General features: G+C 71.7%; 29 protein-coding genes. 16 read left to right on the forward strand and 13 right to left on the reverse strand.

All coding sequences use genetic code 11. The features are described 5' to 3' along the window. Nucleotides 1-72: 72 nt before the first annotated feature. Nucleotides 73-975 carry a M23 family metallopeptidase gene (locus LCD35_RS15995; protein ID WP_224959958.1) on the forward strand — a complete coding sequence of 301 codons (903 nt, stop codon included), beginning with the start codon at nt 73-75 and terminating at the stop codon, nt 973-975. A gap of 300 nt (nt 976-1275) precedes the next feature. Here the strand turns inward: LCD35_RS15995 and LCD35_RS16000 are convergent, their stop codons facing one another. The 4 genes from LCD35_RS16000 to LCD35_RS16015 form a co-directional block, all read right to left on the reverse strand. Beyond that, nucleotides 1276-2094: a SigB/SigF/SigG family RNA polymerase sigma factor gene (locus LCD35_RS16000; RefSeq protein ID WP_224959952.1), complete on the reverse strand. Its 819-nt coding sequence runs from the start codon at nt 2092-2094 to the stop codon at nt 1276-1278. After that, nucleotides 2091-2549, reverse strand: a complete 459-nt coding sequence (locus LCD35_RS16005) for an ATP-binding protein (RefSeq protein WP_308011308.1) — start codon at nt 2547-2549, stop codon at nt 2091-2093. The genes LCD35_RS16000 and LCD35_RS16005 overlap by 4 nt, the downstream gene beginning before the upstream one ends. A 271-nt stretch (nt 2550-2820) precedes the next feature. Next, on the reverse strand, nt 2821-3444 hold the full coding sequence (locus LCD35_RS16010; RefSeq protein WP_224959949.1) for a vitamin K epoxide reductase family protein: 624 nt from the start codon (nt 3442-3444) through the stop codon (nt 2821-2823). Beyond that, on the reverse strand, nt 3441-4202 hold the full coding sequence (locus tag LCD35_RS16015) for a thioredoxin domain-containing protein (protein WP_224959947.1): 762 nt from the start codon (nt 4200-4202) through the stop codon (nt 3441-3443). Before LCD35_RS16015 ends, LCD35_RS16010 begins: the two co-directional genes overlap by 4 nt. A gap of 181 nt (nt 4203-4383) precedes the next feature. Here LCD35_RS16015 and ligD point away from each other — a divergent pair, with 181 nt between their 5' ends. Further along, nucleotides 4384-5340 carry a non-homologous end-joining DNA ligase gene (gene ligD / locus LCD35_RS16020; protein ID WP_374108088.1) on the forward strand — a complete coding sequence of 319 codons (957 nt, stop codon included), beginning with the start codon at nt 4384-4386 and terminating at the stop codon, nt 5338-5340. Nucleotides 5341-5401: 61 nt separating this feature from the next. On the opposite strand, the gene LCD35_RS29980 is transcribed toward ligD, so the two are convergent. Together LCD35_RS29980 and LCD35_RS16025 are read right to left on the reverse strand one after the other, a co-directional pair. Continuing rightward, complete coding sequence (locus tag LCD35_RS29980) at nt 5402-5536, reverse strand: archaellin/type IV pilin N-terminal domain-containing protein (protein WP_255615043.1); 135 nt, start codon at nt 5534-5536, stop codon at nt 5402-5404. A 293-nt stretch (nt 5537-5829) separates the two neighbouring features. Then, nucleotides 5830-6507, reverse strand: coding sequence for a GntR family transcriptional regulator (locus tag LCD35_RS16025; protein WP_224959945.1), 678 nt, complete (start codon nt 6505-6507; stop codon nt 5830-5832). 155 nt (nt 6508-6662) lie between these two features. On the opposite strand from LCD35_RS16025, the gene LCD35_RS16030 reads away from it, so the two are divergent. The 5 genes from LCD35_RS16030 to LCD35_RS16050 all read left to right on the forward strand — a co-directional run bounded on the left by LCD35_RS16030 (nt 6663) and on the right by LCD35_RS16050 (nt 13229). Continuing rightward, complete coding sequence (locus LCD35_RS16030; RefSeq protein WP_224959943.1) at nt 6663-7883, forward strand: CdaR family transcriptional regulator; 1221 nt, start codon at nt 6663-6665, stop codon at nt 7881-7883. A gap of 296 nt (nt 7884-8179) precedes the next feature. Then, a complete protein-coding gene (gene lpdA, locus LCD35_RS16035) occupies nt 8180-9646 on the forward strand; it encodes a dihydrolipoyl dehydrogenase (protein WP_224959941.1) in 1467 nt (488 codons plus the stop codon). 38 nt (nt 9647-9684) lie between these two features. Then, nucleotides 9685-10782, forward strand: coding sequence for a pyruvate dehydrogenase (acetyl-transferring) E1 component subunit alpha (gene pdhA / locus LCD35_RS16040; protein WP_224959939.1), 1098 nt, complete (start codon nt 9685-9687; stop codon nt 10780-10782). A 93-nt stretch (nt 10783-10875) separates the two neighbouring features. Continuing rightward, on the forward strand, nt 10876-11871 hold the full coding sequence (locus LCD35_RS16045; RefSeq protein ID WP_224959937.1) for an alpha-ketoacid dehydrogenase subunit beta: 996 nt from the start codon (nt 10876-10878) through the stop codon (nt 11869-11871). 92 nt (nt 11872-11963) lie between these two features. Continuing rightward, nucleotides 11964-13229: a dihydrolipoamide acetyltransferase family protein gene (locus LCD35_RS16050; RefSeq protein ID WP_224959935.1), complete on the forward strand. Its 1266-nt coding sequence runs from the start codon at nt 11964-11966 to the stop codon at nt 13227-13229. A gap of 135 nt (nt 13230-13364) precedes the next feature. Here the strand turns inward: LCD35_RS16050 and LCD35_RS16055 are convergent, their stop codons facing one another. Both LCD35_RS16055 and LCD35_RS16060 read right to left on the reverse strand, forming a co-directional pair. Further along, nucleotides 13365-14450: a methyltransferase domain-containing protein gene (locus LCD35_RS16055; RefSeq protein ID WP_225044404.1), complete on the reverse strand. Its 1086-nt coding sequence runs from the start codon at nt 14448-14450 to the stop codon at nt 13365-13367. A 261-nt stretch (nt 14451-14711) separates the two neighbouring features. Beyond that, a complete protein-coding gene (locus tag LCD35_RS16060; protein ID WP_224958991.1) occupies nt 14712-14996 on the reverse strand; it encodes a muconolactone Delta-isomerase in 285 nt (94 codons plus the stop codon). 98 nt (nt 14997-15094) lie between these two features. Between LCD35_RS16060 and LCD35_RS16065 the strand changes: the two genes are divergently transcribed. Continuing rightward, nucleotides 15095-15409 carry a helix-turn-helix transcriptional regulator gene (locus LCD35_RS16065; protein WP_225044405.1) on the forward strand — a complete coding sequence of 105 codons (315 nt, stop codon included), beginning with the start codon at nt 15095-15097 and terminating at the stop codon, nt 15407-15409. 58 nt (nt 15410-15467) lie between these two features. Then, nucleotides 15468-15806, forward strand: a complete 339-nt coding sequence (locus tag LCD35_RS16070; RefSeq protein WP_225044406.1) for a hypothetical protein — start codon at nt 15468-15470, stop codon at nt 15804-15806. Between the two features lie 11 nt (nt 15807-15817). On the opposite strand, the gene LCD35_RS16075 is transcribed toward LCD35_RS16070, so the two are convergent. Next, nucleotides 15818-16000, reverse strand: a complete 183-nt coding sequence (locus tag LCD35_RS16075) for a DUF397 domain-containing protein (RefSeq protein WP_225044407.1) — start codon at nt 15998-16000, stop codon at nt 15818-15820. A 14-nt stretch (nt 16001-16014) separates the two neighbouring features. Next, entirely contained in the window at nt 16015-16839 is an 825-nt protein-coding gene (locus LCD35_RS16080) for a helix-turn-helix transcriptional regulator (protein WP_225044408.1), read from the reverse strand. A 208-nt stretch (nt 16840-17047) separates the two neighbouring features. On the opposite strand from LCD35_RS16080, the gene LCD35_RS16085 reads away from it, so the two are divergent. Continuing rightward, entirely contained in the window at nt 17048-17236 is a 189-nt protein-coding gene (locus LCD35_RS16085; RefSeq protein ID WP_225044409.1) for a hypothetical protein, read from the forward strand. A gap of 342 nt (nt 17237-17578) precedes the next feature. Then, complete coding sequence (locus LCD35_RS16090) at nt 17579-18508, forward strand: DUF5996 family protein (protein ID WP_224958985.1); 930 nt, start codon at nt 17579-17581, stop codon at nt 18506-18508. 39 nt (nt 18509-18547) lie between these two features. On the opposite strand, the gene LCD35_RS16095 is transcribed toward LCD35_RS16090, so the two are convergent. After that, a complete protein-coding gene (locus LCD35_RS16095) occupies nt 18548-19222 on the reverse strand; it encodes a TetR/AcrR family transcriptional regulator C-terminal domain-containing protein (RefSeq protein ID WP_224966916.1) in 675 nt (224 codons plus the stop codon). A gap of 96 nt (nt 19223-19318) precedes the next feature. Here LCD35_RS16095 and LCD35_RS16100 point away from each other — a divergent pair, with 96 nt between their 5' ends. The 3 genes from LCD35_RS16100 to LCD35_RS16110 all read left to right on the forward strand — a co-directional run bounded on the left by LCD35_RS16100 (nt 19319) and on the right by LCD35_RS16110 (nt 20792). Next, nucleotides 19319-19636: an SCP2 sterol-binding domain-containing protein gene (locus LCD35_RS16100; protein WP_224958982.1), complete on the forward strand. Its 318-nt coding sequence runs from the start codon at nt 19319-19321 to the stop codon at nt 19634-19636. Continuing rightward, nucleotides 19633-20157: a VOC family protein gene (locus LCD35_RS16105; RefSeq protein WP_224966915.1), complete on the forward strand. Its 525-nt coding sequence runs from the start codon at nt 19633-19635 to the stop codon at nt 20155-20157. Before LCD35_RS16100 ends, LCD35_RS16105 begins: the two co-directional genes overlap by 4 nt. A gap of 116 nt (nt 20158-20273) precedes the next feature. Beyond that, nucleotides 20274-20792 carry a carboxymuconolactone decarboxylase family protein gene (locus LCD35_RS16110; protein ID WP_224966914.1) on the forward strand — a complete coding sequence of 173 codons (519 nt, stop codon included), beginning with the start codon at nt 20274-20276 and terminating at the stop codon, nt 20790-20792. A 57-nt stretch (nt 20793-20849) separates the two neighbouring features. Here the strand turns inward: LCD35_RS16110 and LCD35_RS16115 are convergent, their stop codons facing one another. Both LCD35_RS16115 and LCD35_RS16120 read right to left on the reverse strand, forming a co-directional pair. Further along, nucleotides 20850-21890: an iron-siderophore ABC transporter substrate-binding protein gene (locus LCD35_RS16115; RefSeq protein ID WP_224966913.1), complete on the reverse strand. Its 1041-nt coding sequence runs from the start codon at nt 21888-21890 to the stop codon at nt 20850-20852. A gap of 106 nt (nt 21891-21996) precedes the next feature. Further along, nucleotides 21997-22932, reverse strand: coding sequence for a YihY/virulence factor BrkB family protein (locus tag LCD35_RS16120; RefSeq protein WP_224966912.1), 936 nt, complete (start codon nt 22930-22932; stop codon nt 21997-21999). 182 nt (nt 22933-23114) lie between these two features. On the opposite strand from LCD35_RS16120, the gene LCD35_RS16125 reads away from it, so the two are divergent. Together LCD35_RS16125 and LCD35_RS16130 are read left to right on the forward strand one after the other, a co-directional pair. Further along, nucleotides 23115-23897, forward strand: a complete 783-nt coding sequence (locus LCD35_RS16125) for an EI24 domain-containing protein (protein ID WP_224966911.1) — start codon at nt 23115-23117, stop codon at nt 23895-23897. After that, nucleotides 23894-25207, forward strand: coding sequence for a M20 family metallopeptidase (locus LCD35_RS16130; protein WP_225044410.1), 1314 nt, complete (start codon nt 23894-23896; stop codon nt 25205-25207). The genes LCD35_RS16125 and LCD35_RS16130 overlap by 4 nt, the downstream gene beginning before the upstream one ends. Nucleotides 25208-25328: the final 121 nt, after the last annotated feature.

Here is a 25328-nt window from a genome sequence, read left to right on the forward strand (position 1 = left end):
CTCGCCCCCGAAGAGTCCGCCCGCACCCCCGACGGGAGCGATCGGACCACCCCCGAAGACGGAAAGGCGACCATGGCCAAGCACCGGCAGGAGAGCGGCCACACCCCGAAGCCCGCTCTCCGGGAGTCCTTGCTGAACTCCTTCCGGCCGCGTTCCGAGCGCGGCAACTCCCGGGTCCCCGCCCGGAACAAGATCGCCGCGGCCGTCGTCGCGGCAGGCGCGTTCGCCGCCGTCGGCCAGCCGCTGGCCGCCAACGCGGACAAGAGCGACGAGAACCAGGCCGTCCGCCCGGTCGCCGAACAGCACGCCGCCGCGCAGCAGCAGCTCGCGGCCGCCGTGAACGGCACCCCCGAGACCGAGGCCGCGGTCCGGCTGCTCCCGCAGCAGTCCCCCGAGCCCGCGCAGGACGAGGCGCAGAAGGTGGCCAAGGGCCGCGAGATCGCCCAGCAGCGCGCCCAGGCCGCCGCCGACCAGAGGGCGGCGAAGGAGGCCGCGGACGCGAAGGCCGCCGCGGCGAAGAAGGCCGAGCTGGCGAAGGAGGCCGAGGTCCCGGCGAAGCCGGCCGCGGCTCAGCCCGCCAAGGCGGGCGGCGGCTACGTCAAGCCCGCCGACGGCACCTTCACCTCCGGTTTCGGTTCCCGCTGGGGCAGCACCCACAAGGGCATCGACATCGCCAACAGCATCGGCACCCCGATCGTCAGCGTCAGCGACGGCGAGGTCATCAACGCGGGCCCGGCCAGCGGCTTCGGCCAGTGGGTGCGGGTGCAGCACAACGACGGCACGATCACCGTCTACGGCCACGTGAACACGATCGACGTGAGCGTCGGCGAGCAGGTCAAGGCCGGCGACAAGATCGCCACGATCGGCAACAAGGGCCAGTCCACCGGCCCGCACCTGCACTTCGAGGTCATCCAGAGCGGCAGCAAGATCAACCCGCTGCCGTGGCTGCAGCAGCACGGGATCTCCGTGAAGTGAGCCCCGGGGCCGGGGGGGCCCCCCCCCCCCCCGCCCCCCCGGGCCCCCCCCCGGCCCCCCCGGGGGGGGGGGCCCCCCCCCCCGGGGGCGGGGGGGGGGGCCCCCCCGCCCGCCCCCCCCCCCCCCCCCCGCGGGGGCGGCGGGCCGCCCCCCCCGCGGCCCCCCCCCCCCCGGCGGCCCCCCCCCCCCCCCCCCCCCCCCCCCCCCCCCCCCCGCCGGGCACCAGACCGGCCGCCCGAGGTTCGGAGTCACCCCCGACCGTGCCTCGGGTGGCCTTCCCACCGGGAAGACCGACCCCCGTCAGTCCGTCGTGGACTCGGCGGGGGTTTCGGCGTTCTCCAGCCGTTCGCGCAGCCAGCCGAGGGTGCGCGAGAGCAGCCGGGACACGTGCATCTGGGAGATGCCGATCTGCTCGGCGATCTGCGTCTGGGTCATCGAGCGGAAGAACCGCATCACCAGGATCCGCCGTTCCCGTTCGTCGAGCTCGGCCAGCAGCGGCCGGATCGTCTCCCGGTTCTCCACTTCGGCCAGTTCGGCGTCATCGGACCCGATGGCCGCGCCCAGCGGGATCTCGTCGGTCGCGGTGAGCAGTTCGTCCAGCGAGGCGCTGCGGTAGGCGTTGCCGGCCTCCAGCCCGCGGAACACGTCGTCCCGGCTGATGCCGAGGTGCTCGGCGAGCTCGCTGGGCGTGGGCGCCCGCCCGAGCTCCTGGGACTGCCGGGCGATGGCCGAGGACACCGACAGGTGCAGCTCCTGGAGCCTGCGCGGCATCCGCACCGCCCAGCCGGTGTCGCGGAAGTGCCTGCGGACCTCGCCCATGATCGTGGGCACCGCGAAGGACAGGAAGTCGACGCCGCGGTCCGGGTCGAACCGGTCCACGGCGTTGATCAGTCCGAGGGTGGCGACCTGGGTGAGGTCCTCCTGCGCCTCGCCGCGATGGCTGAAGCGGCGAGCGATGTGCTCGGCCACCGGCAGGTGCTCGGTGACCAGCCGGTCCCGCAGCCGCTCCCGGCGCGGGTCGTCCTTCCCCACACCCGCGAGTTCGGCGAACAGGGGCGCCAGTTCGTCGTAGCGTTGATGTCGCGAGTGGGAGGCGTGATCGGAATCCGCCTGCTTCACTCGTGGGCCCGTCCCTTGGTCAGATCGATGCGGACCAAGTGGCCGGTGCCGGAGTCCGCGTCGGATTCCACCGAGGTTGACACACTGTCGGTCAGCGCGCTGAGCACGCGCCAGCTGAAGGTGTCCTCCCGGGCGCCTTGCGCGCGGTCGCTGACCACGGAGGCGGACAGGCTCAGCCCGAGCTCGTCGGTCTGGAACCGGCACACCAGCTGCCTGCCGTCCGAGGCGAGCCGGATCAGCGAGGAGCACGCCTCGTCCACGGCCAGCCGCAGGTCGGCGATCGAGTCGACGTCGAAGTCGGCGCGCATCGCCAGGTCCCCGGTCACCGCCCGCAGGACCGACAGCTGGGACGCGTCCGCGGCCACCCGCACTTCGACGACGGATTCGGCCGGGGCGGAGTCGGATCGCGGCGGCGGAGCGGTCCGCTCACCGCGGGCGGGCTGTGGTGCTGACACTGATACACCTCGCTTTGCGCTGGGAGATCTCGTTCCGGGGCCGGAGCCCGGCACTGCCTGCCGCACTCCCGATCCCGTTCGCGCACCGGGTTCTGATCGCATCACACGCCCCCGCGCTCGGGTGCGGCCGGTGCCGCCGCGCGGCGCATCCGCGTCGCGGAGGCCGCCGGTCGCCCGGTCGGGTGCTTGCGATTACCACTACTCACCGTCACCTCATACCCGGTGCGGTGGCCGGGCAAACGGGTGTTCCAGCCCGCCGCCCGTGCAGCGGCTAGACCAGGCTGATCCAGTAGGACCAGAACGCCTGCAGCACGAGTACCACGATCACCAGATACCACACCAGCAGCGCGAAGCTGTGGAACTTGGCCAGCGCCGCGCCCAGCGCCCGCCCGCCACCGAGGTGGCCGGAGCGCAGCACGTGCAGCGTGGTGTACCAGAAGATCGGGATGGTGACGGCCCACACGACCATGCAGTACGGGCACAGCGCGCCGATCTCGTACAGGCTCTGCACGATCAGCCAGTGCACGAACACGACGCCGAGCGTGCTGCCCAGCTGGAGGCCCAGCCAGAACCAGCGCGGAGCGGTCAGCCCGGCCAGCAGCGCGGCACCGGCGGCCATCAGCGCCGGGAACGCGGCCACCCCGATCAGCGGGTTGGGGAAGCCGAACAGCGCGGCCTGCGCGCTGTCCATCACCGAACCGCAGGAGATGATCGGGTTCAGGCTGCACGACGGGACGTAGTTCGGGTCGCCCAGCTTGTTGATCTTCTCGATGGTGAGCGCGAACGCGCTGACGAGCCCGATCGCGCCGCCGATCACGTACAGCCAGCCGAGTCCGCGCGCGGGGGCGTGCGCGGGAGCGGGTGCGGCGGCGCGGGCCTGCTCGGTGGCGGTCACTTCGCCAGCTCCTGGTTCAGCTTGTCCCGCAGCTGGTTGACGACGTCGGCGTACGTGGTGCCCTTGTCCGTGCTGGGCTCCCACTTCTGGCCGTTGATGAAGAAGCTGGGCGTGCCCTCGACCCCGGCGGTCTTGGCGTCGGCCTGGTCCTTCTTGATCCGGTCGGCGACCTGCTGGGACTCCTGGTCGGCCTTGAACTTGGCGACGTCGAGCCCGAGCTGCTGGGCGTGCTGGTCGAAGACCTTCTCCGCACGGGCCTCGTCGTCGCTCACGTTCTGCCCGTCGGGCGCGACGGCCCAGGCGGAGTAGTCGTCGTAGAGGGCGTGGTACATCTCCTTGTACTTGCCCTGCACGCCCGCCGCTTCGGCGGCCTTCGCGGCGGATTCCGCCAGCGGGTGGGCCTTGGCGATCGGGAAGTTCCGGTTCACGAAGGTGATGCGGCCCGCGAACTCCTGCTCGATCTGCTTCGTCACGCCCGTGTAGTACTGCCAGCAGGCGGGGCACTGGAAGTCGAGGAACTCGGCGACGGTGACCTTGCCGTCGGGGGATTCGGAGAGCTTGTTGCTGTCGGGGTGCGCGACGACGGTGCTGAGGTCGGGCGCGCCGTTGCCGCCCTGGCTCGCGTCGTCCTTCTGGCCCGCGGAGTAGAGCAGGATCCCGCCCACGACGAGCAGCGCGGCCACCACGACCACGATGCTCAAGATCATGTTGGTGGAGGGGCCGCTCTTCTTCAGCAGCGGGTTCGTTGTCTTCGGCATCGCTTCGTGCACCTTCGGCGGTCGGCTCGCGCGGGTGTTCCCGCACCTGCGGCAGAGAGATCCAGTTTCCCCCACCAACACGAAAGTGTGAGAGAGCGGGTGGTCACGGGACCGCCCTGCCCACTACGGGTATACCGCATCGGTGACGGAGTCCGATGTGCTCGACCTGGTGGACGCGGGACTGCGCCCGCTGCTGCGGCGGTGGACGGGGGACTGGCTGGCTCCCGCGTTGGCCACCCGCACCGCGACCCGCTTCTCCGATCCGGACTGGCTGTTCGAGCGCAAGCTCGACGGGGTGCGCGTCGTCGCGGCCCGCACCGGCGGCGCCCCCGTGCTGTGGTCGCGCAACCACAACCGGGTCGACACGGCCTACCCGGAGCTGCTGGACGCGCTGCGGTCCCAGCCGGACCGGTTCGTGGTGGACGGTGAGGTGGTGGCCTTCGACGGCGGCCGCACCAGCTTCGCCAGGCTGCAGCACCGGATGCACGTGTCCGACCCGCGGGCCGCCCGGCGCAGCGGGGTGGCGGTGCACTACTACCTGTTCGACCTGATGGCGATCGGCGACGTGGACGTCACCCGGCTGCCGCTGCGGATCCGCAAGCGGCTGCTGGCGGAGTGCTTCGAGTTCGCCGAACCGCTGCGGCTCACCGAGCACCGGCGCGGCGACGGCGAGGAGTTCTACCGACAGGCCTGCGCCCGCGGCTGGGAGGGGTTGATCGCGAAGCGGGCCGACCGGCCGTACCGCAGCGGCCGCACCCGGGATTGGCTGAAGCTCCCGTGCATCTCGCAGCAGGAGTTCGTCGTCGGCGGGTTCACCGAGCCGAAGGGCTCGCGGTCCGGCTTCGGCGCGCTGCTCGTCGGCTACTTCGAGCAGGGCGAGCTGCGGTACGCGGGCAAGGTCGGCACCGGGTACGACGAGGCGACGCTGCGGGAGCTGCGGGGGAGGCTGGACGCGCTGGCCCGGCGGGAACCGCCGTTCGCCGACCGCATCCCGGAACGGGAGGCGCGGTGGGCGGAACCGGAGCTCGTCGCCGAGGTGGGGTTCACCGAGTGGACGGCGGACGGACGGCTGCGGCACCCGAGGTTCCTGGGGCTGCGCAACGACAAGGCGGCGTCGGAGGTGGTGCGGGAGGGCTGACGCCTGCCTCCGGAGATCCCGGCGTTCCGGGCTCGCCCGAGGCAGGCCGCCGCGGTCCCCGTCACCTCAGGACGCTGACCACCGCGCTGTTCTGCGGTACGGGCTGAGGTTGGGACCATGCGGCGAGCACGACGGTCGCCAGGACCATCATCACCGTTCCGACAACCGACACGATGGTGCGGCTGCTGATCTGCATGGTTCGCGCCCCGCTTTTCTGGAGGAGTGGATCTGCTGCTGGTTTCGGCGCCGAGTCCCGGGGACGCGCGGTCCGCCTGATCCGTTCTCCACCGCCTCGGGACCTGCTGGGGTGACCCCGGTTCCGGTGGAGGAGACGTCGCCGCGAACTCGACTGCCACAGGGCATGTCGCCGCACTCCGACAATACGTTACGTGGCCGAAATATTCCCTGGTGGCGTCCGTCTCGCCCACGTGAGGGAAGGCTCGGTGCGGAGTCGTGGCGGAGCGCCGACGGACCACCGCGCAACGGCGGTCACCGCTCCCAGAACCCCTGCTGGTCCAGCCGCCGGATCACGACCTGGCCGTGGTGCGCGAGGTGCTCGTGCATCGCCCGCCGCGCCGCCTCCGGGTCGCGGTTGTGCAGCGCGCGCAGGATCGCCCGGTGCTCCGACCCGGTCGTCTCCGCGTGGTCCTCGGTGGCCGCCAGCAGCTCGCGCGGCACGTACCGGGACGTCAGCTGCACGAACCAGGCGAGCTTCGCCGAATCGGCGATGTCGTAGATGGCGTGGTGGAACCGCAGGTCCAGCTCCGCCGCGTCGCCGATGCCGAACCGCCCGGCGTGCTCCAGCTCGGCCTGCACCTCCTCCAGCCCGGCGAGCTGCCCGACGCTGATCAGCGCGGCGGTCCGCGCGGCCAGCTCACCGGCGATGGCGGCCTGCACGCGGCTGGTGTCCTCGATGTCCTTTCGGTTCAGCGGCAGCACGGTGAACCCGCGGCGCGGTTCCAGCTCGACGAAGCCCTCGCCGCGCAGCGCCAGCAGCGCCTCGCGCACGGGGGTGACGCTGACGCCGATCTCCTCGGCGAGCCGCTCCAGGTGCAGGTGTTCGCCCTTGCGCAGCCGGCCGGTCACTATCCGGTCGCGGATCCGGGAGGCCACCTCGTCGGAGAGCTGGGCGCGGGGTCGTCGGTGGGGCAGTCCTGCTCCGGGCATCGCTCTCTCGATCGTCGCCTGATTTCGATCGTCCCCGCTCGATCGTGCTGGGGGTGCGCCGCCCGTCGCGCGCGGCGTTGCTGCTGCGAACTTGATACCAGGCGGGCGGTACGACCGGATCGCTGCTCGTGGTCCGGCGGGTATCGTCGCAGGACGTGGCCGCCGATCCCGCTCGTCCGGTGCCCGATCCGGGGCACGCGATCACGCATTCGCTGGCGGCGGCCCGGCTCGGGGACGCCGAGGCGCTCGCCGGCCGGTTGATGGGCGCGATCTTCACCGACAATCCGGAGTGGACCGACTACCGCCCGGTGCCCCGCGAGGACCTCTACGACGGCTGCCGCCGCTACCTGCAACGGGTCCTGGAGATCCTCAGCGGTGCTGCGGGCGACCCGGACGGCGACGACGTGGCCGCGGAGATCGGCCGCCGCCGCGCCGAGCAGGGCGTGCCGCTGGAGGTCATGCTGCGCACCTTCCGGCTCGGCGGCCGGATCGTGTGGGAGGCCATCGTCGAGCAGGCGCACGCCGATCGCGCCGATCCGGACGTGGTGCTGGGCGCGGCGACGTCGATGTGGACGGTGATCGACGGGCTGTCCTCGACGCTGTCCACCTCGTACCGCAACACCGAGCTGGAGCGGCTGCGCCGCGACGACCAGCGCAGGCACGCGCTGGTGGAGGACCTGCTCAGCGGCCGCGCCCGGGACGCCGCCTTCGCGCAGCGGACCGCGAAGGAGCTGGACCTGCCCACCGGCGGCCGCTACCTGGTCGTGGTCGCCGAGATGCGCGCCGACGGCAGCTTCGCGCTCAGCGGCCAGCACGATGCGTTGGGCGGGGTGCACATCCGATCGGTGTGGCAAGTGCGCGCGGACACACTGGTGGGGCTGGTGGCGCTGGAGCAGCGGGACCCGGCGGGTGCCTTGGACGTGCTGCGGCCGCTGGCGCGCGGCAGGGTCGCGGCCTCGCCGGAGGTGCGCGGGCTCGCCGAGGTGGGGCTGGCCCACCAGCTCGCGGTCACGGCGATGGGCACCGTCCCGCACGGGGCGGCGCAGCTGGTGTCGCTGGACCGGCACTACCCGGAGGCGCTGCTGGTGCAGTCCCCTGAGCTGGCACGACGCCTGCTGGACTCGCAGCTGGGGCCGTTGCTGGAGCTGCCGGTCAAGGAGCGGGACATGCTGCTGGAGACGCTGACCGCGTGGCTGGAGGAGAACTGCTCCACGGCGAACGCGGCGCTGCGGCTGCACTGCCACCGCAACACGGTGCTCAACCGGCTGCACCGGATCAGCACCTTGATCGGGCGGTCGCTGCAGGGCCGGGCCGCGTACGTGTCGCTGTCGCTGGCGCTGTCGGCACTACACCTGCGGGACGGGCTGCGCGACTAAGCCGCGGAACGAATTTTTCGCGTTTTTCCGCTATCCGCGAGGGGCACGGGTTTTCCGGGGTCGCGCGCGCTAGGATCTCACCGACCGTGAGATTCGATCACCTGGAGTGCTGACCGAGGCTGAGATTGTGCGGAGTGCACAGCGACCGTCGTCGAAGTCTGGGCGGTCGCGCATAGCGCGGAAGTGGCAGCGCTCACGACACTCTGAGTGAGAATCACCCGATATTCACCCGGCTGCGAACCCGCCCGATGGCGCGGTGTCGTCAGGGCTGGTGCGGCTCGAAGGAGCACATCGAAGTGCAGGAATACGACCTCCTCGTAGTGGGCGGCGGCCCCGGCGGTTACGTCGCCGCGATCCGGGCCGCGCAGCGCGGCCTCAAGGTGGCCGTGGTCGAGAAGGAACGGCCCGGTGGCGTCTGCCTGAACTGGGGCTGCATCCCGACCAAGGCGATGCTGCGTTCCGCCGAGGTCTACGAGACGGTGCTGCACGCCGCGGACTTCGGCATCCGCGCGGAGAACGTGGGCCTGGACTACGACGCCATCACCCGCCGCAAGGACGGCGTGGTGAAGGGCCTGACCGACGGCGTCGCGGGCCTGCTCAAGGCGAACGGCGTCACCGTCGTCAACGGCCACGCCAAGTTCACCGGCCCGACCACCGTCGACGTGTACGCGGTCGGCGAGTCGGCGCTCGGCGCGAACGGCCCGCGCTACGCCGCCGAGCCCGCGGGCGACGAGCCCGTCGACCGGATCAGCGCGCGCGACGTCATCGTCGCGACCGGTTCGGTCCCGGTCCAGCTGCCGCTGCCCGGCGCGGAGCTGCCCGGCGTGATCACCTCCGACGGCGCGTTCGGCCTCACCGAGGTGCCCGGCAAGCTCGCCGTCATCGGCGGCAGCGCGGTCGGCGCCGAGTGGGCGAGCCTGTTCAACGCCCTCGGCAGCGAGGTCACCATCATCGAGATGCAGCCGACGCTGGTGCCCGCCGAGGACGCCGAGATCGGCAAGGCCCTCGGCCGCTCCTTCTCCAAGCGCGGCGTGCAGGTGCTCACCGGCGCCACCGTCTCCAAGATCGAGGAGGGCGGGAAGGACGCCGCCCTGAAGGTCTCGGTGGACGGCGCGAAGGTCTCCGAGGTCGACGCGGACGTGGTGCTGGTCGGCGTGGGCCGCAAGCCCAACACCGCATCCCTGGACCTGGCCGCCGCCGGCGTCGAGGTCGACGGCCGCGGGTTCGTGCAGGTGGACGAGAAGCTGCGCACCAACGTCGAGCACGTCTACGCGATCGGCGACGTCACCGGCAAGGCGCTGCTCGCGCACGTCGCCTCGCACCAGGGCGTCGTGGCCGCCGAGACCATCGCGGGCCACCACGCCTCGATCGACTACGGCGTCATCCCCGCGGCGACGTTCACCCACCCGGAGATCGCCAGCGTCGGGCTGACCGAGAAGCAGGCCACCGAGGCCGGTCACCAGGTGGTGGCCGCGAAGTTCCCGTTCGCCGCGCTGGGCCGCGCCCAGACCTTCGGCGACACCGAGGGCTTCATGAAGATCGTGGCGGGTGAGCAGTACGGCGAGGTCCTCGGCGTGCACGTGTTCGGTCCGTCCGCCAGCGACCTGATCACCGAGGGCGCGCTCGCGATCACCTTGGAGGCGACGCTCGACGAGCTCGCCGAGACGATCCACGCGCACCCGACGCTCGGCGAGATCGGCATGGAGGCGGCGATGACCGCCCTCGGCCTGCCGGTGCACACCGCCCCGCCGAAGAAGCGTTGATCCACCCGTTCCGCTCCTCGCACCGAAAGGGTTCCGTGATGGCTGAGACCGCGACCCGCACCAAGCCCGCCACCCGCGCGAAGACGACCCGCCGCAGCACGGCGAAGTCGGCCAAGTCCGGCGCGTTCTCCGGCGAGTCGGCCGAGCTGCTGCGCGGCTACTTCCAGCAGATGACGCTGATCCGCCGCTTCGAGGAGCGGGCCGCGCAGGGCTACACCCAGGCCAAGATCGGTGGCTACTGCCACCTGAACCTGGGTGAGGAGGCCACCGTCGTCGGCCTGATGTCGGCGCTGCGCAAGACGGACCTGCTGTTCACGAACTACCGCGAGCACGGCTACGCGCTGGCCAAGGGCATCGAGCCCGGCCGCGTGATGGCCGAGCTGTACGGCCGCACCACCGGCACCTCCAAGGGCTGGGGCGGTTCGATGCACATGTTCGACGTGGAGGCCGGGCTGCTCGGCGGCTACGGCATCGTCGGCGGCCAGATCCCGCTGGCGACCGGCGCGGCGATGGCCATCGACTACCGCGGCGGCGACCAGGTCGTGATGTGCCAGATGGGCGACGGCACCACCAACATCGGTGCGTTCCACGAGGCGCTGAACATCGCGGCGCTGTGGAACCTGCCGGTCGTGTTCGTCGTGGTGAACAACTTCCTGGGCATGGGCACCACGGTGGAGAAGTCCTCCGCGGAGTCCGAGCTGTACAAGCGCGCGTCCGCGTACCGGATGCACGGCGAGCGCGTGGACGGCAACGACGTGCTGGCGGTCCGCGACGCGGCGACGCGCCTGGTGGAGCGGGCCCGCGAGTCGGGCGGCCCGGCGCTGCTGGAGGCGGTCAGCCACCGCCTCAAGGGCCACTCGGTGGTCGACCCGGCGAAGTACCGCAGCGAGGAGTCGGTGCAGGAGGCCCGCGAGCACGACCCGGTGGTGACCTTCCGGGCGCGGCTGGTCGAGGCCGGTGTGCTCGACGAGGACGGCGCGCAGGAGATCGAGCGGCTCGCGCAGGCCGACGCGGACGCGGCGGTGGCCTTCGCCGACGACAGCCCGCACCCCGAGGTCTCGACGCTGTTCGACTACACCTACGCCACCCCGGTCGCCAACGACTCCCGCCGGCTGCCCGCCGACCCGGTGTTCTGAGGCGACCCACCCCTTCCTTCCGAGCCGCCGCGCGGCGCTCGGCGGTGACCCCGCCGGGTGCCGCCGGTGGCATGTCTTCTGGAGAAACGACTCTTGGCCGTCATCACCTACCGCCAGGCGCTGCACGACACCCTGCGCGACGAGATGCACCGCGACGACGACGTGTTCCTCATCGGTGAGGAGATCGGCGTCTTCGAGGGCTCCTACAAGATCACCGCCGGGCTGCTGCAGGAGTTCGGCGAAAAGCGGGTGCGCGACACCCCGATCGCGGAGGAGGGCTTCGTCGGTGCCGCGGTGGGCGCCGCGATGTTGGGGCTGCGCCCGGTCGTGGAGCTCATGACGATCAACTTCTCGCTGGTGGCGCTGGACCAGATCGTCAACCACGCGGCGAAGATCTACGGCATGTTCGGCGGCCAGACCAGCGTGCCGATGGTGCTGCGCACGCCCGGTGGCGGCGGCCAGCAGCTGGGTGCGACGCACTCGCAGAACATCGAGCTGTACTACGCGTTCGTGCCGGGCCTGAAGGTCGTGGCGCCGAGCACGCCGGCGGACGCGAAGGCGCTGCTGCTGGCCTCCATCCGGGACGACGACCCGGTGCTGTTCCTGGAGAACCTGGCGCTCTACAACACCAAGGGCGAGGTCCCGGACCACGTGGAGCCCGCCGAGATCGGCAAGGCCGCGGTGACCCGCGAGGGCAGCGACATCACGATCATCGGCTACTCGCGGATGGCGGGGGTGGCCACCCAGGTCGCGGAGAAGCTGCACGACGAGGACGGCATCAACGCGGAGGTCGTGGACCTGCGCAGCCTGCGCCCGCTGGACCGGGAGACGATCGTGAACTCGGTGCGCAAGACCGGGTGCGCGGTGGTCGCCGAGGACGACTGGCTGACCTACGGGATCGGCGCGGAGATCGCCGCGTCCATCTCGGACGGCGCGTTCGACTACCTGGACGCCCCGGTGCGCCGCGTCGCGGCCGCGGAGGTGCCGCTGCCGTACGCGAAGCCGCTGGAGCGGGCCGCGCTGCCGTCCGCCGAGTCGCTCACGACGGCGGTGCGCGAGACTCTCGACGCCGTCGGCCGCCGCCGCTGAGCTCGACCTGGGTCGTGCGTTCGGGTCGGACCCCGGGAGCCACGACGAGCCGGTTCACCATGAAGTCTTGAGAGTTCCCGAGGAATGTGCAGATGACTGAGATCCAGATGCCCCGCCTGTCCGACACCATGGAGGAAGGCGTCATCGCCGCCTGGCGCAAGAAGGTGGGCGATTCGATCGAGCGCGGCGAGGTCGTCGCGGACATCGAGACCGACAAGGCCATCATGGAGCTGGAGGCCTTCGACGCAGGCGTGCTGGAGAAGCTGCTGGTCGAGGAGGGGCAGACGGTTCCGATCGGCACGCCGATCGCGGTGGTGGGCGACGGTTCGGGTGCGGCGGCGGAGTCGGCGGCCGCGCCGGCCCCGGCCGCCGAGGAGCAGGCGGAACCCGCTCCGGCCGCCGCTCCGGCGGAGGAGCCCGCCGAGTCCGCGGCTCCGGCGAACGGCAGCTCGGTCGCCGAGGGCTCCAAGCCGAAGGCGTCGCCGCTGGCGAAGGCCGTCGCGAAGGACCTGGGCGTGGATCTCGCCGCGGTGCGGGGTTCCGGTCCCGGTGGCCGGATCATCCGCGCCGACATCGAGGCCGCGGCGTCCTCGGCCCCGGCTCCGGCGGCCGCCCCGGCTCCGGCCGCGCCCGCTCCGGCTCCGGTCCAGCAGGTGGCGACTCCGGCGGACGCCGAGGAGGTGCCGCTGAGCAACATCCGCAAGGTCACCGCGAAGCGGCTCACCGAGAGCAAGCAGCAGGCCCCGCACTTCTACCTGACGAGCGCGATCGACGTGACCGAGCTGGTCGCGTTCCGCGCGCAGCTCAACGAGCGGCTGCAGGCGGCGGGCGGCCCGAAGGTCAGCATCAACGACCTGGTGGTGAAGGCGGTCGCCACGGCGCTGCGCGCGAACCCGTCGGTGAACGTGTCCTTCGGCGGCGACAAGCTGATCAAGCACAAGCGGATCAACCTGGGCGTCGCGGTGGCCATCGAGGACGGGCTGATCGTGCCGGTCATCCCGGACGCGGACCGCAAGAGCGTTTCGGAGATCGCCACCGAGGGCCGGGAGAAGGCCGGGCGCGCCCGCGAGGGCAAACTGAAGCTGGACGAGATGTCCGGTGGCACCTTCACCATCTCGAACCTGGGCATGTTCGGCATCGAGCAGTTCTCCGCGGTGATCAACCCGCCGGAGGCGGGAATCCTCGCGGTGGGTGCGGCCAAGGACGAGCTGCAGCTGCGCGACGGCGAGGTGGTGGCCCGCAAGATCCTGCGGGTGACGCTGTCCGCCGACCACCGCGCGATCGACGGCGCCGTGGGTGCCGCGTTCCTGCAGCAGTTCACCGCGCTGCTGGAGGACCCGCTGCGCATCATCGCCTGACGCGCGAACTCCGACGGCCCGCCCGCCCCGTGCTCCGGGGTGAGCGGCCCGTCGCTCGTTCCAGGTGAGTGGCCCACCAGCCCGGTCTCGTCGGTCGAGTGGGCCGCTCACCTGATCAGAGTTTCAGGGGCCCGGTCAGAGTTCCAGGGGCCAGTGGTGCGGGCCGGTGCTGATCCGGTGGGTGCCGTCGGGGTGGACGGTGAGGGTGCAGCGATCGGGGGCGGGGCGACCGGCGTCCCGCCACCAGGCGTGCGCGGCTTCGACCTCGTCCCAGAGCTCGCGCGGCCCGAGCTGCAGCACCGGCCACGGATGCTCGTCGCGGATCATGCCGACGCGCGCCCAGGATCCGGTGCGGCGGTCGTGCAGTTCGACGTCGCGGTGCCGCTCGTCGCGGTCCTCGACGGTGAGGTGGCAGTGCGGTACCCGGAGCCCGATGGTGAAGGCGGCGCGGGAGAACTCGACCACCTCGTACAGCTCCGGACCGCGCAGCGCGGTGCTGCTGCGCCGCGCCGCGCGGAGTTCGTCCTCGGCCGGTTCGAGGTGGTGCCTGCGCTCCTGCCGCAGCCGCATGAACGAGAGCCGCGTGCCGCAGCGCCCGGTGGCCGAGCCGTCCGGCCGCACGTCCAGCCTGGTGAGCGCGTCTTCGCCGTAGTCGGTTCCCCACGGCAGCAGCACCAGTCCGCCGACGCGGGTCTGCTCGATCCAGGCGCGCGGGACGGCGCGCGCCGAGGCCGTCGCGATGACCCGGTCGTGGGGCGCACCGGGCGGGTGCCCGGCCGCGCCCTCGCCGGTGATCACGTCCACGTCGTGGCCGGTGGCGGCGAGCACGTCCCGGGCTCGGGCGGCGAGTCCCGGGTCGATCTCCACCGAGGTCACCTGACCGTGCGGGCCCACCCGGTCGCGCAGCAGCGCGGCGTTCCACCCGGTTCCGGTGCCGATCTCCAGGACGCGCAGGCCCGGTCGCAGGTCCAGCGCGTCGAGCATCTCGGCGACGAGCGAGGGCTTGCTGCACGAGCTCGTCGGCGTCCGCGCGTCGCCGCCGGGTTCGCCGTCCTCGACCTGCGTCACGACCGGTTCGTCGGCGTCGACCAGTGCGTGCCAGCGCGCGGGTTCCCGGTCGAGGGAGACCGGGGTGAAACCGTCCGATTCGGGGTCGTCGTCCCAGATCACCGGCGGGATGAATGCGCTGCGCGCGGTCCGGAGCGGAGCCTTGTCGTCCACCGCGGACTACTTCTCGCGCTCCGGACCTTCGTGCTTGTTCCCGTCGTCGTCCGTCCCCCACGTCTCCCACTTGTCCGGTTGCGGCGTGCCCTGCCCGTCCCGGTCGGCGTCCCGTCGGCCCATCGCTTCGCCCTTCCTGCATCGGAACCGCGTCGAATTCCAGGGTGCCGGAGCCGTCAGGCGAGGTGGGAGGTGCTGCGGGGTGAACCGGTTGGCGAGATCGAGTGCGGTGAACTTCCTTGATCGACGGGTGGGGGAGTGCTACGCCGCTTCGGCGGCGAGCTCGTGGGTGATCAGCGGGGTCACCTCGATGTCGGCCCAGGGCCAGATCGGCAGGGCGGACAGGATCGCGTGCAGCTGTTCGGCGTCGTCGGCGACCCAGACGCCGACGTTGGCCCGCTTGCCGACGACCGTCCAGAAGTGCCGGATCACGCCGTCGGCGAGCAGTTCGCGGCCGCGCGCCTTCTCGCGGGTGATCACGTCCTCGCGTTCGGCGGCGGGGAGTTCGAAGACGCGGGCGACGTCGACCTGGACGAGGAATTCCACGGGTGCTCCTGTGCATTGGTGGCCGGGCGGCGTGCCCGGCCGGGTGCCGTCACCATACATCGAAGTTCGACGAACTTCGAACTAGTAGGATCGAGCGCATGGCGCGCAACCCCGACCACCCGGACCTGCGGGACGTCCGGCTCGACCGGATCTTCGCCGCGCTCGGCGACCAGGCGCGGCTGCGGATCGTCGCGGTGCTCGCCGACCGCGCCGAGCACCAGCGGGAGGACTTCGCGGTGGAGGTCGGGCCCTCGACGCTCAGCCACCACATGAAGGTGCTGCGGGAGGCGGGCTTGGTGCGCTGCCGGTTCGAAGGCACCCGCTGCTTCGTGTCGCTGCGCGCCGACGTGCTGCGGCGCTACGACCTCGCGCTCGACGGCGTGCTGCGCTCGCTGGTGCGGGAATCGGCCTGAGTGTCCCGATCCGCGTACGCTCGATCTTCGAGCAGGTGGAACGAGGAGGGGTGCCGACGTGGGTGTCGTGTCCGTCGCCGGGCGGTGGGTCAACAAGGTCGTCGCGCCGGTGGTCCTGCGGTGCGGGAAGTGGCCCGAGAACGGCCGCACGAGCATGGCGGTCGTGTCCTACTCGGGCCGCAAGTCCGGCCGGGAGTTCACGCTCGTCGTCGCGATCCGCCGCACCGAGTCCGGCGCCACCATCGCCGTCGAACTGCCCGACCAGAAGCGCTGGTGGCGCAACTTCCTGCAGCCCGGCCCGCTCACCATCGACATCGGCGGCGACCGCCGCACCGGCCGGGCCCGCGCCGTCCGCGACGACGGCGGCAAGGTCCGGATCCACGTCGAGCTCGACTGAGCTCCGGTAGCTCAGCCGTCGAACCGGCCGTGCTTGATCGCGGTGAGGAAATCGGTCCACTGGGTGTTGGTGGTCGTTAATCGAGCGGAATCCGGGGCCTTCGTGTCGCGTATCGCGGCGCGACCGCCGATCCGGCCGATCTCGACGCAGTTGTTCCCACCGCTGTAGCTCGACTTCCGCCAGTTCTCCGGCATGCTTCCTCTTCCTGTCATGACAACGCGGCGATCAGATCCGCGGAATCGGCTGGGCTCAGCGCCGTTTTGCGCAAGGTCTCGACCGCTGCGCGATAGGTCTTGACCGCCTTCACGTCCGTGATGGTCGTGGAGGTGTCGAAGTGTTCGAGCTGCACCACCGGCTTGGCCTGCGCGAATTCGATCAAGGCCCAAGAACCGCTCAGCGCCGGCCCGCACGGTCGGTCGAGCGGGAGGACCTGGATCTCCACGTTGTCGCGCTGGCCCGCCCGGGTGAGTTCGTGGAGTTGTTCGCGCATGAGGTCCGGCGGACAGGCGGGGTAGCGGAGCCCCGCTTCGCCGATGATCGCGTGGAGCCGCTTCGGATGTTGTCCGGTGAGCACGTGCTGACGGCCGATGCGTTGCTGGGCGCGTTGTTCGGCTTCGCTGCGGCTGGACGCCCCGAACTCGGCGATGATGTGCCGCGCGTAGTCGTAGGTCTGCAACAGGCCCGGAATCATCAGCGGTTCCACGTTGATGATTTGCGTCGAGGTCCGTTCGTATTCGGTCAGAGCGGCTAGCTGCTTGTCGGTGCCGGGCGCGACCCAGTTCGGTTCGAGCGCGTCGCGAGCGAGTTCGAGGATGCGGTCTCGCTCGGTTCCGGTGACGCCGAGAACGGCGAGGATGGTCGCGGTATCGGCTTCGCTGGGAGTGAGTTTGCCGTTCTCCCAACGGGAAACGTGCGAGTTGCTGCGTCCCACCAGCTCGGCCAGGTCTCGGGAGGTCATCCCGGTGGCCCGCCTGGCTTGCCACAGCTCGACGCCAAGCGCGCGAGCCCGTGGGGTGTCTGCGCTGCTCGCCATGTCGAACATCGTAAGTCGTGACCACGTGCGTTCCCCGCCATCACCCGAAGGTGGATCTTGTGCGATCCGACGCATGCACTCACGATTGATGCATGCACCAAGATGACGGTTCGCCACCTCCGCGGCAGCAGCGATCGATCGGTTCCGCCACCTCGTTCCCGGCGCGGGTCCGGTACCGGGCCGGGGCGGCGGGGAGGTGCGGCGGGTCGTGCACATCGCGATGTCCACAGTGGAGGGTGGCTGGTCGGCGCTCTGCGGGGTGCGGTTGCCCGCCGCGGACACCGAGCAGATCTCCGACCTGCTCGGGATGCCGTGCATGGCCTGCACTCGGGTGCTCGCGGCCCGGTCCCAGGTGACGATCGGCGCCGACCCGCTGGTCGTGCTCGAAGCGGGGTAGCCCCGCTCGACCGAAGATCCGGTTCGCCGCCACGCCTTCCGCCGGCGGTGGGCCGAGCCCCGCCGGGCCGCTCCCGCCTCCCCGACCGCGAGCGCCCGGCGGGGCACCCGCATCCGCCTCCACGACCTCCCCCGGGTGGGCGCGGATGCTCCCGGGCGGTGCCGTGCCCCGAGCCGCCCGGCCGCGCCTTCCCCCGCGACCGCCTGGCGAACCGCGGGGGGAGGCGTGCGGGGAAGGGGCGTTGGTCCCGTTCTGAACTGGGATTCCGGTGGCCTTCGGCTGCTGCGTTCACCTCGTTCGCCCCGCAGCATGGGGAACGGGCGAGACCGGGGGAGGGACGCGATGACGGGATTGCGGGAGGCCACGACCTGGCCCGCGCTGCGGGTCGAGGACTGGACGGGCACGCGGGACACGCTGCACCTGTGGACGCAGGTCGTCGGCAAGGTGCGGCTCGCGCTGGCGCCGATGGTCAACCACTGGTGGCAGTCCGCGCTGTACGTCTCGGCGCGCGGCCTCACCACCTCCGCCGTCCCGCACGGCGGAGCGCTCTTCGACGCCGAGTTCGACTTCTGCGCGCAGGTGCTGCGGATCCGCACCGCCGACGACGAGCGGATCGTCCGGCTCGAACCGAAGTCGGTGGCCGCGTTCCACCGGGAGGTGATGGGCGCGCTCGACGACCTCGGGCTGCACACCGGCATCCACGCGGCGCCGAACGAGGTGCGCCACGCCATCCCGTTCCAGCAGGACACCGAGCACGCCACCTACGAGCCGGCCAGCGCGCACCTGTGGTGGCGCCAGCTGGTCGCCGCGCACCGCGTGTTCCAGGAGTTCCGCGCGGAATTCCTCGGCAAGGCCAGCCCGGTGCACTACTTCTGGGGCGCGATGGACCTCGCCGTCACCCGGTTCTCCGGCAGGCCCGCGCCGCCGCACCCCGGCGGGGCGCCGAACTGCCCGGACGAGGTGATGGTGGAGGGCTACTCACACGAGCTCAGCAGCTGCGGGTTCTGGCCCGGCGGTGATGGCGAAGGGTTGTTCTACTCCTACGCCTACCCGGAACCGGCCGGATTCCGGGGCCATCCGGTGCCGCCCGAGGCGGCGTCCTACCGGGCGGACCTCGGCGAGTTCGTGCTCGACTACGCCGACGTGCGCGCCGCGGCCGACCCGGACCGCACGCTGCTCGACTTCCTGCGCGGCAGTTACGAAGCCGCCGCGCGCGCGGGCGACTGGGACCGCCCTCTCCTGGAGGCCGCGCCCCGCGCCCGCCTCAGGTGAACGGGTCCGCCCGCCCAGGGCGGCGCGGCGGGCGGGCGGTCACCCGGGCAGCTTCCGCTCGACGGCGGTGAGGACGAGGTCCAGGCCGTACTCGAACTCCGCCTCGTGGTCGCACACCGCGAGGTGCGGGGCGATGGCCGTCAGCGACGGCAGTTCCGCGGATTCCAGGGTCCGCCTGCGCTGCCCGCCCGCCGCCGGATCGGTGCCGAAGGACGGCCCCGCGTTCACCTCGCGCAGCAGGCTGCCGACCAGGAAGCCGAGCGCGGCGCGCAGCGCGTGCACCGCCTCCCGCGGCGGACAGCCCGCGTCCAGCAGGGGCGCGACGGCCGCGGCCAGCGGGGCCAGCCCGGCCGGTGAGCCGAGCTGCCGGGTCAGCACGGTCGGCGCGGCCTTCGGGTGCGCCAGCATCGCGGTGCGGAAACCGCGCGCCACCGCCTCCATCCGCTCCCGCGGGCTGCCGTCGGCGGGCGGCGCGGGGATGCCGGCGAGCAGCGCCTCCGCGATGCCGTCCAGCACGTCGTCCTTGTCGGCGACGTGGTTGTAGAGGCTCATCGGATCGACGCGCAGCCGCTGGGCGATCTTGCGCATGCTGATCTGGTCGAGGCCCTCCTCGTCGACGAGCGCCAGCGCCGCCTCGACGACGCGCTCGCGGGACAGCGTCGCGCTGCCGCGGGGCGGTCTGCCGCGGCGGCCCTTCGGTCCGGTCGTGGTCACGGGGCCAGTGTGCCCCACCCTTGTCGATATCTACAGCGTAGGTATAAGGTCACCACCGAAAGCCTACGGTGTAGGTAAACGATCCGAGGAGGGATGATGTCGACGCTCGACGTCATCAACAAGCTGCCCGCCGCCTTCGACCGCGAAGCCGCCGACGGGATCGAAGGCACCATCCAGCTCAACATCTCGACCCCCGTGCACGTGACCGTCGCCGACGGCGAACTCCGCGTCACCGAAGGCACCGCCGACGATCCCGACGCCACGCTCACCAGCTCCGACGAGGACCTGCTGGCGATCCTGCGCGGCGAAGCCGACGGCGTCGCCTCCTTCCTCGCCGGCAAGCTCCAGGTCGAAGGGGACCTGCAGCTCGCCAAGGAGTTCCCCGGCCTGCTCGACCCGGCCGCGCTCGCATGAGCCGGTTGTTCGGCGAGATCGCGCAGAACGGCTACGTCGTGCGCGACCTCGACACCGCCATCGCGAACTGGGTCGAGGTGCTGGAAGTCGGACCCTGGTTCTACTTCGAAGGCCTGCGCTTCGAGGACTTCCGCTACCGCGGCGAACCGTCCGAAGCGCGCGTCGACCTCGCGCTCGCCAACTCCGGCGACCTGCAGATCGAACTGATCCAGCCCGCCGACGACTCCCCGTCCATGTACCGGGACTTCCTCGCCGCCGGGAACGAAGGGCTCCAGCACGTCTGCTACTGGACCACCGAGTACCAGCAGCTCTACGACACCGCCCTCGCCCGCGGCTACACCGTCGGGCAGGAAGGCGCGGTCGGCGGCGCCCAAGGCCGCTTCGCCTACCTGGAAACCGGATTCCACCCCGGCACCGTCGTCGAGATCTCCGACGTCAGCGGCCCCAAGCGGTCGGTGTTCGACTTCATCCGCAAGACCGCCGCCGAGTGGGACGGCAGCAAGCCGATCCGCCGGATGTGAACCACCCGGCGCTCCCCGAGCGCCGAGGGCCCGCCGTTCGGACGCGCACGGGCGCACCCGCGCCGCACCCGTCGCGTCCGAGCGGGCACGGGCACCACCCCGACCAGGAGGACACCGTGAGCATCCCGCTGCCCGCCGACGACGAACTCTCCGACAAGAACCGCAGGCTGCTGCGCGGACTCCCGGACGCCAACATCTTCCGGATGGTCGCCAACGCGCCGAACAGCCTCAAGCCGTTCCTGGACCTGGCCGGCTCGCTGCTCATGCAGTCCGAGTTCGACAAGCGCGCCAGGGAGATCGCCATCCTGCGCATCGCGACCATCACCGGATCGCACTACGAGTGGGCGCAGCACGTCCGCATCGCCAAGCTCGTCGGCGTCACCGACGACGAGATCGAACGCGTCGGGGTCGACGGCCCGGTCAGCGGCTTCGACGAGAGCACCCGGCTCGTCATCGACGCCGCCGAGGACCTCACCCGCAACGTCCGCCTGGACGACCGGCTGCTCGAAGCGCTGCTCGCCGAGCACGGCACGCGGCGCACCACCGAATTCATCCTGTGCTGCAGCTACTTCAACATGGTCAGCAGGTTCCTGGAATCCACCCGGGTCCCGCTGGAGGACGCCCCACTGATCTGACCGCGATCGCCCCGTTCGCCGCTCGTTTCTAACGGACTCGGACGGGGCGCCGCGCCGTCACGCCTTCGCCAGCGCCTCGTCGATCTTCGGCACCAGGTTGTCCAAGGTGAACGGGATGCTCGACACCGTCGCCGAACCCAGCGCCATCGTCAGGTCGTAGTCGTCGAGCACCACCAGCGCGCCGCGCTTGGCCGCGGGCAGGTTGTTCAGCAGCGGATCCGCGCGCACCGCCGCCACGTCCGTCGGCTTCGCCGTGGTGACGATGACGACGTCGGCGTCCAGCAGCGACACCTGCTCCTTGCTGACCTTCACGTTGAACTTGCCGCCGCTGTCCATGCCCTCGATGGACGGGGCGAGCTTCAAGCCCAGCTGCTCCAGCAGCGCGGTCCGCGCGTCCTGCTTCGTGTAGGCCGCGTAGTTGCCCGCCGAATCGGTGCGCACCGTGACGTGCGTGCGGCCCTCGAACTTCGGGTTGTCCGCGCGGACCTGCTCGATGCGGGCCTGGGTCTCGGCGATCAGCCGGTTCGCCGCGTCCTCCTCGCCCAGCGCGCGGCCGATCGTCTCGGCCTGCAGGCGCCAGTCCACGCCGTAGTCGATGGTGCCCGGCGGCTGCGCCACCACCGGCTTGAACGCGTTCAACCGGTTGAACTGGTCCTGCGTCAACGCGCTCTGCACGCCGAGGACCACGTCCGGCATCAGCGCGATCACCGCTTCGACGTCCACGTCGCTGCCCAGCTGCTTCGGCTTCGCCTGCCCCAGCATCGGCTCCACCCACGGGCCGACGCCCGACTCCCACGGGCCCCACGCGGTGAGCCCGACCGGCACCACGCCCAGCGGCAGCAGCACGTCGTGGTCGGTGATGCCCAGCGAGACGACCTTGCCCGGAGCCGCGGGGATCTCGGCGGTGCCGAACTTGTTCGGGATCCGCACCGGGAAACCGGGGCCCGCCGCCTGGCCCGACGGCGCGGGCGAACCACCCGCGCAGGCCGCCAGACCTGCGGCGAGCAGGCCGGTCGCGCCGGCCAGGAAACCGCGCCTGCCCAGGCGGGTCCCGCCGAAGGGCTCGACCCGCGGGTGTGTTCGGTCAGCAGAGGTCATCGCGCATCCTTCATCCGGATCAGTCAAGCGAGGCTAACCTAACAAAGCCGCGCCCGGCTGTGGTGTGACTTCGGACGACCGCTCCGCGAGACCCGTCACCCGGCGATCACTCCGAACCGACCAGCTCCCGGCGCAACCGGGCGGTGCGGCGCGACGGCTGCACGCTGTCCAGCTCCGCGTTCACCGTGCCACCGAGCAGCACCGCGAACGCCGTCACGTACAGCCACAGCAGCACGCCCATCGGCGCGGCCAGCGCACCGTAGACGGGGGAGTGCTCGATCGTCACGTCCAGGTAGATCCGCAGCGCCAGGCTGCCCCCGAGCCACACCAGCAGCGCCAGCGCCGCCCCCGGCAGGTGCTCCAGCCACGGCGCCCGCAGCGGCAGCGACAACGAGTACAACGTGCACAGCGAGGCGATCGACCCGATCACGATCACCGGCCAGTACAGCGCGTACACCACCACCGACGCCTGCGGGAACCAGTCCGCGATCACCGACGGGCCCACCGCCAGCAGCGGCAGCAGCACGATCCCGCCGAACAGCGCCACCGTGTACAGCAGCACCGACATCAACCGCTGCCGCACCACGTTCCGCTGGCCGGCCAGGCCGTACACCACCGAGATCGTGTCGATGAAGACGTTCAGCGCCGCCGAACCCGACCACAGCGCCAGCACGAAACCGATCGAGATCACCCCGGCCCGCCCCGAGCTGAGCACCTCGTCCAGCACCGGCTGCAGCAGCTCGTCGATCGCCTGCGGGGACAGCACCGTCGCCGCCCCGGACACCAACGCGTTCCGGACCGCGGTGATCGTCTCCCCGCCGAGCACGCCCGCCAGGTAGCCGAGCGTGCCGACCAGGCCCAGCAGCACCGGTGGCATCGAGATCAGCGTGAAGAACGCCGCCTCCCCGGCCAGCCCGGTCAGCCGGTGCCGCGCGCTGGCGCCGATGGTCTTCTTCGTGAGCCGCCACAGGCCGCGCAGCTGCCGGTTGCGCGGCTGCCCGTGCCAGATCCGGTCCACGAGCGTCCGCTGCGGTGTCAGCACGATCCAGTTCCCCTTTCCGGCGCCGCGTTCGAGAACGCGGGGTCGTGCACGCTGCGACTCGTCCGCCGCGGCTCGCGTTGCGGGAGAGTGGGCCAGATCACGGGAGTGCGGTCCTGATCCGGGCCTCGGCGGTGGAACCGGGCCCGATACCGTGCGGCGAGATCCACTTCCCCTGGAGCGGCATGAAGAACCTCATCGCCGGAGCCCGCGCGCTGGGCACCGGATTCGGCCTGATCGTGCGGTCCCCGCGGCTGCTGCTGATCGGCGCGATCCCCGCACTGCTGAGCGCGGTGCTGCTGCTCGGATCGCTCGGCGCGCTGCTGTACTTCAGCTCGGACCTGGTGACCGCGCTGACCCCGTTCGCCGACGGCTGGACCGACTGGCTGCGCCAGGCGTTCCGGGTGGTGCTGGGCGTGGCCCTGGTCGGTGCGGCCGCGCTGCTCGGCTCGATCTCGTTCATCGCGCTGACCCTGCTGATCGGCGGACCGTTCTACGAGCACATCGCCGAACAGGCCGAACAGCGGCTCGGGCTCGACACCGCCGACGACGGCGCCGGGTTCGCCCGGCAGCTCGGCCGCGGGGTGCGGGACGCGGTGAAGCTGGTGCTGGTGGCGCTGGCCGGCGCGGTCGTGCTGTTCGCGCTGGGCTTCGTACCGGTGCTCGGGCAGACGGTGGTGCCGGTGCTGGGAGCCGTGTTCGGCGCCTGGGTGGTGGCGCTGGAGATGGTCGGCCTGGTGTTCGCGCGCCGCGGCCTCACCGTGCGGGACCGGCACCGCTCGCTGGCGGCGAACAAGGCGAGCACGCTCGGCTTCGGGCTGCCGACCTACCTGCTGTGCCTGGTGCCGGTGCTGCAACTCGTGATCATTCCCGCCGCCGTCGTCGGCGGCACGCTGCTGGCGCACCGGCAGCTCGACGGCACCGAGGGCACCGGGACGTCCCCCGGGCGACCTACAGTGCGGGAATGACGCAACCCACCACTCCCGACGACTCGTACCTGAAGTCCGTTGCCGCGGCGACCGAGCGGGCCGTGGCCACCGCGGCACCGATCCGCTCCGAGCACGACGGCGCGTCCGCCGCGGTGCGCGACCGGGCCGAGCGGTGGCTCGACGAGCACGCCGCGGACCTGCTGGGACTCAGCCACGACCTGCACGAGCACCCGGAGGAGGGCTTCGCCGAGCACCGCTCGGTCGCCGCCGTCGCCGACCTGCTGCGCGCGCAGGGCTTCGACGCGCGGGTCGGGGTGGGCGAGCTGCCGACCGCGCTGCTGGCGAGCACCGGCAGCGGCGGCCCGCACGTGGCGGTGCTCGCCGAGTACGACGCGCTGCCCGGGGTGGGGCACGCCTGCGGGCACAACATCATCTGCTCGGCCGGCGTCGGCGGGTTCCTCGGCGCCGCCACCGCGGTCGGCGAGGTCGGCGGCAGGCTCAGCCTCGTCGGCACGCCCGCCGAGGAAGGCGGCGGCGGCAAGGAGATCCTGGCCCGCGCCGGGATCTTCGACGACGTGGACGCGGTGGTGATGCTGCACCCGTTCTCGCACGACGTGGCCACCCACCCGTTCCTCGGCCGCCGCCAGGTCGACGTGACCTTCCACGGCATCGCCGCGCACGCCTCGGCGCAGCCGTTCATGGGCCGCAACGCGCTCGACGCGGTGGTGGCGACCTACCAGGGCGTGGCGGCGCTGCGCCAGCACATGCCCTCCGGCGACCGGGTGCACGGCATCATCACCGACGGCGGGCAGCGGCCCAACGTGGTGCCGGAGCGCGCCGCCGCCCAGTTCTACGTGCGCTCCGCCGACCCCGACTCGCTGCGCGACCTCGCCGACCGCATCGACCGGATCGCGCGCGGTGCCGCCGAGATGACCGGCTGCGGCGTGGAACTCGTCTGGGACCGGCAGTACCCGTACCTGCCGATCCGGCACAACGACGCGCTCGCCGCCCGCTGGGCCGAGCACCAGGCCAGGCGTGGCCGCACCTCGCTGCCCCGCGGCGTGGTGCCCGAGTACCTCACCGGCTCCACCGACCTCGGCAACCTCAGCTACCGGATGCCCGCCATCCACCCGATGATCGGGCTCGACGACGCCGGACTGTCGCTGCACACCGCCGGATTCGCCACCGCCGCCCGGTCCGAGGCCGGGGACCGGGCCGTGCTGGACGGCGCGACCGGCCTCGCCCTCACCGCCCTCGACTACCTGGCCGACGAACGGCTGCGCGCCGCCGTGCACGCCGAGTTCGAGCAGGCCGGCGGAGCACTGGACGTGCCTTCTTTCTTCGATTGATCGGCTCGTTTTGCTTTGCGGGTGGGGTGGCGGAACCTCAGCTGTCCCCTCGCTGCGGGATCTTTTTCCCGAGTGGGGTAGGCACCCGGGTAAAAAGTGTTCAAGGGAGGGGAAAGCTGAG

The sequence above is a fragment of the Saccharopolyspora sp. 6V genome, assembly GCF_020176785.1.
GTDB classification, from domain to species: Bacteria; Actinomycetota; Actinomycetes; order Mycobacteriales; family Pseudonocardiaceae; genus Saccharopolyspora_C; species Saccharopolyspora_C gregorii.

Bases quoted from the DNA above. Each gene is read 5' to 3' on its own strand.
- LCD35_RS15995 (WP_224959958.1), top strand. From the start codon at position 73: ATGGCCAAGCACCGGCAGGAGAGCGGCCACACCCCGAAGCCCGCTCTC.
- LCD35_RS16015 (WP_224959947.1), bottom strand. From the start codon at position 4,202: ATGCCGAAGACAACGAACCCGCTGCTGAAGAAGAGCGGCCCCTCCACC.
- LCD35_RS29980 (WP_255615043.1), bottom strand. From the start codon at position 5,536: ATGCAGATCAGCAGCCGCACCATCGTGTCGGTTGTCGGAACGGTGATG.
- LCD35_RS16025 (WP_224959945.1), bottom strand. From the start codon at position 6,507: ATGCCCGGAGCAGGACTGCCCCACCGACGACCCCGCGCCCAGCTCTCC.
- pdhA (WP_224959939.1), top strand. From the start codon at position 9,685: ATGGCTGAGACCGCGACCCGCACCAAGCCCGCCACCCGCGCGAAGACG.
- LCD35_RS16050 (WP_224959935.1), top strand. From the start codon at position 11,964: ATGACTGAGATCCAGATGCCCCGCCTGTCCGACACCATGGAGGAAGGC.
- LCD35_RS16065 (WP_225044405.1), top strand. From the start codon at position 15,095: ATGGCGCGCAACCCCGACCACCCGGACCTGCGGGACGTCCGGCTCGAC.
- LCD35_RS16075 (WP_225044407.1), bottom strand. From the start codon at position 16,000: ATGCCGGAGAACTGGCGGAAGTCGAGCTACAGCGGTGGGAACAACTGC.
- LCD35_RS16080 (WP_225044408.1), bottom strand. From the start codon at position 16,839: ATGGCGAGCAGCGCAGACACCCCACGGGCTCGCGCGCTTGGCGTCGAG.
- LCD35_RS16090 (WP_224958985.1), top strand. From the start codon at position 17,579: ATGACGGGATTGCGGGAGGCCACGACCTGGCCCGCGCTGCGGGTCGAG.
- LCD35_RS16100 (WP_224958982.1), top strand. From the start codon at position 19,319: ATGTCGACGCTCGACGTCATCAACAAGCTGCCCGCCGCCTTCGACCGC.
- LCD35_RS16105 (WP_224966915.1), top strand. From the start codon at position 19,633: ATGAGCCGGTTGTTCGGCGAGATCGCGCAGAACGGCTACGTCGTGCGC.
- LCD35_RS16115 (WP_224966913.1), bottom strand. From the start codon at position 21,890: ATGACCTCTGCTGACCGAACACACCCGCGGGTCGAGCCCTTCGGCGGG.
- LCD35_RS16125 (WP_224966911.1), top strand. From the start codon at position 23,115: ATGAAGAACCTCATCGCCGGAGCCCGCGCGCTGGGCACCGGATTCGGC.
- LCD35_RS16130 (WP_225044410.1), top strand. From the start codon at position 23,894: ATGACGCAACCCACCACTCCCGACGACTCGTACCTGAAGTCCGTTGCC.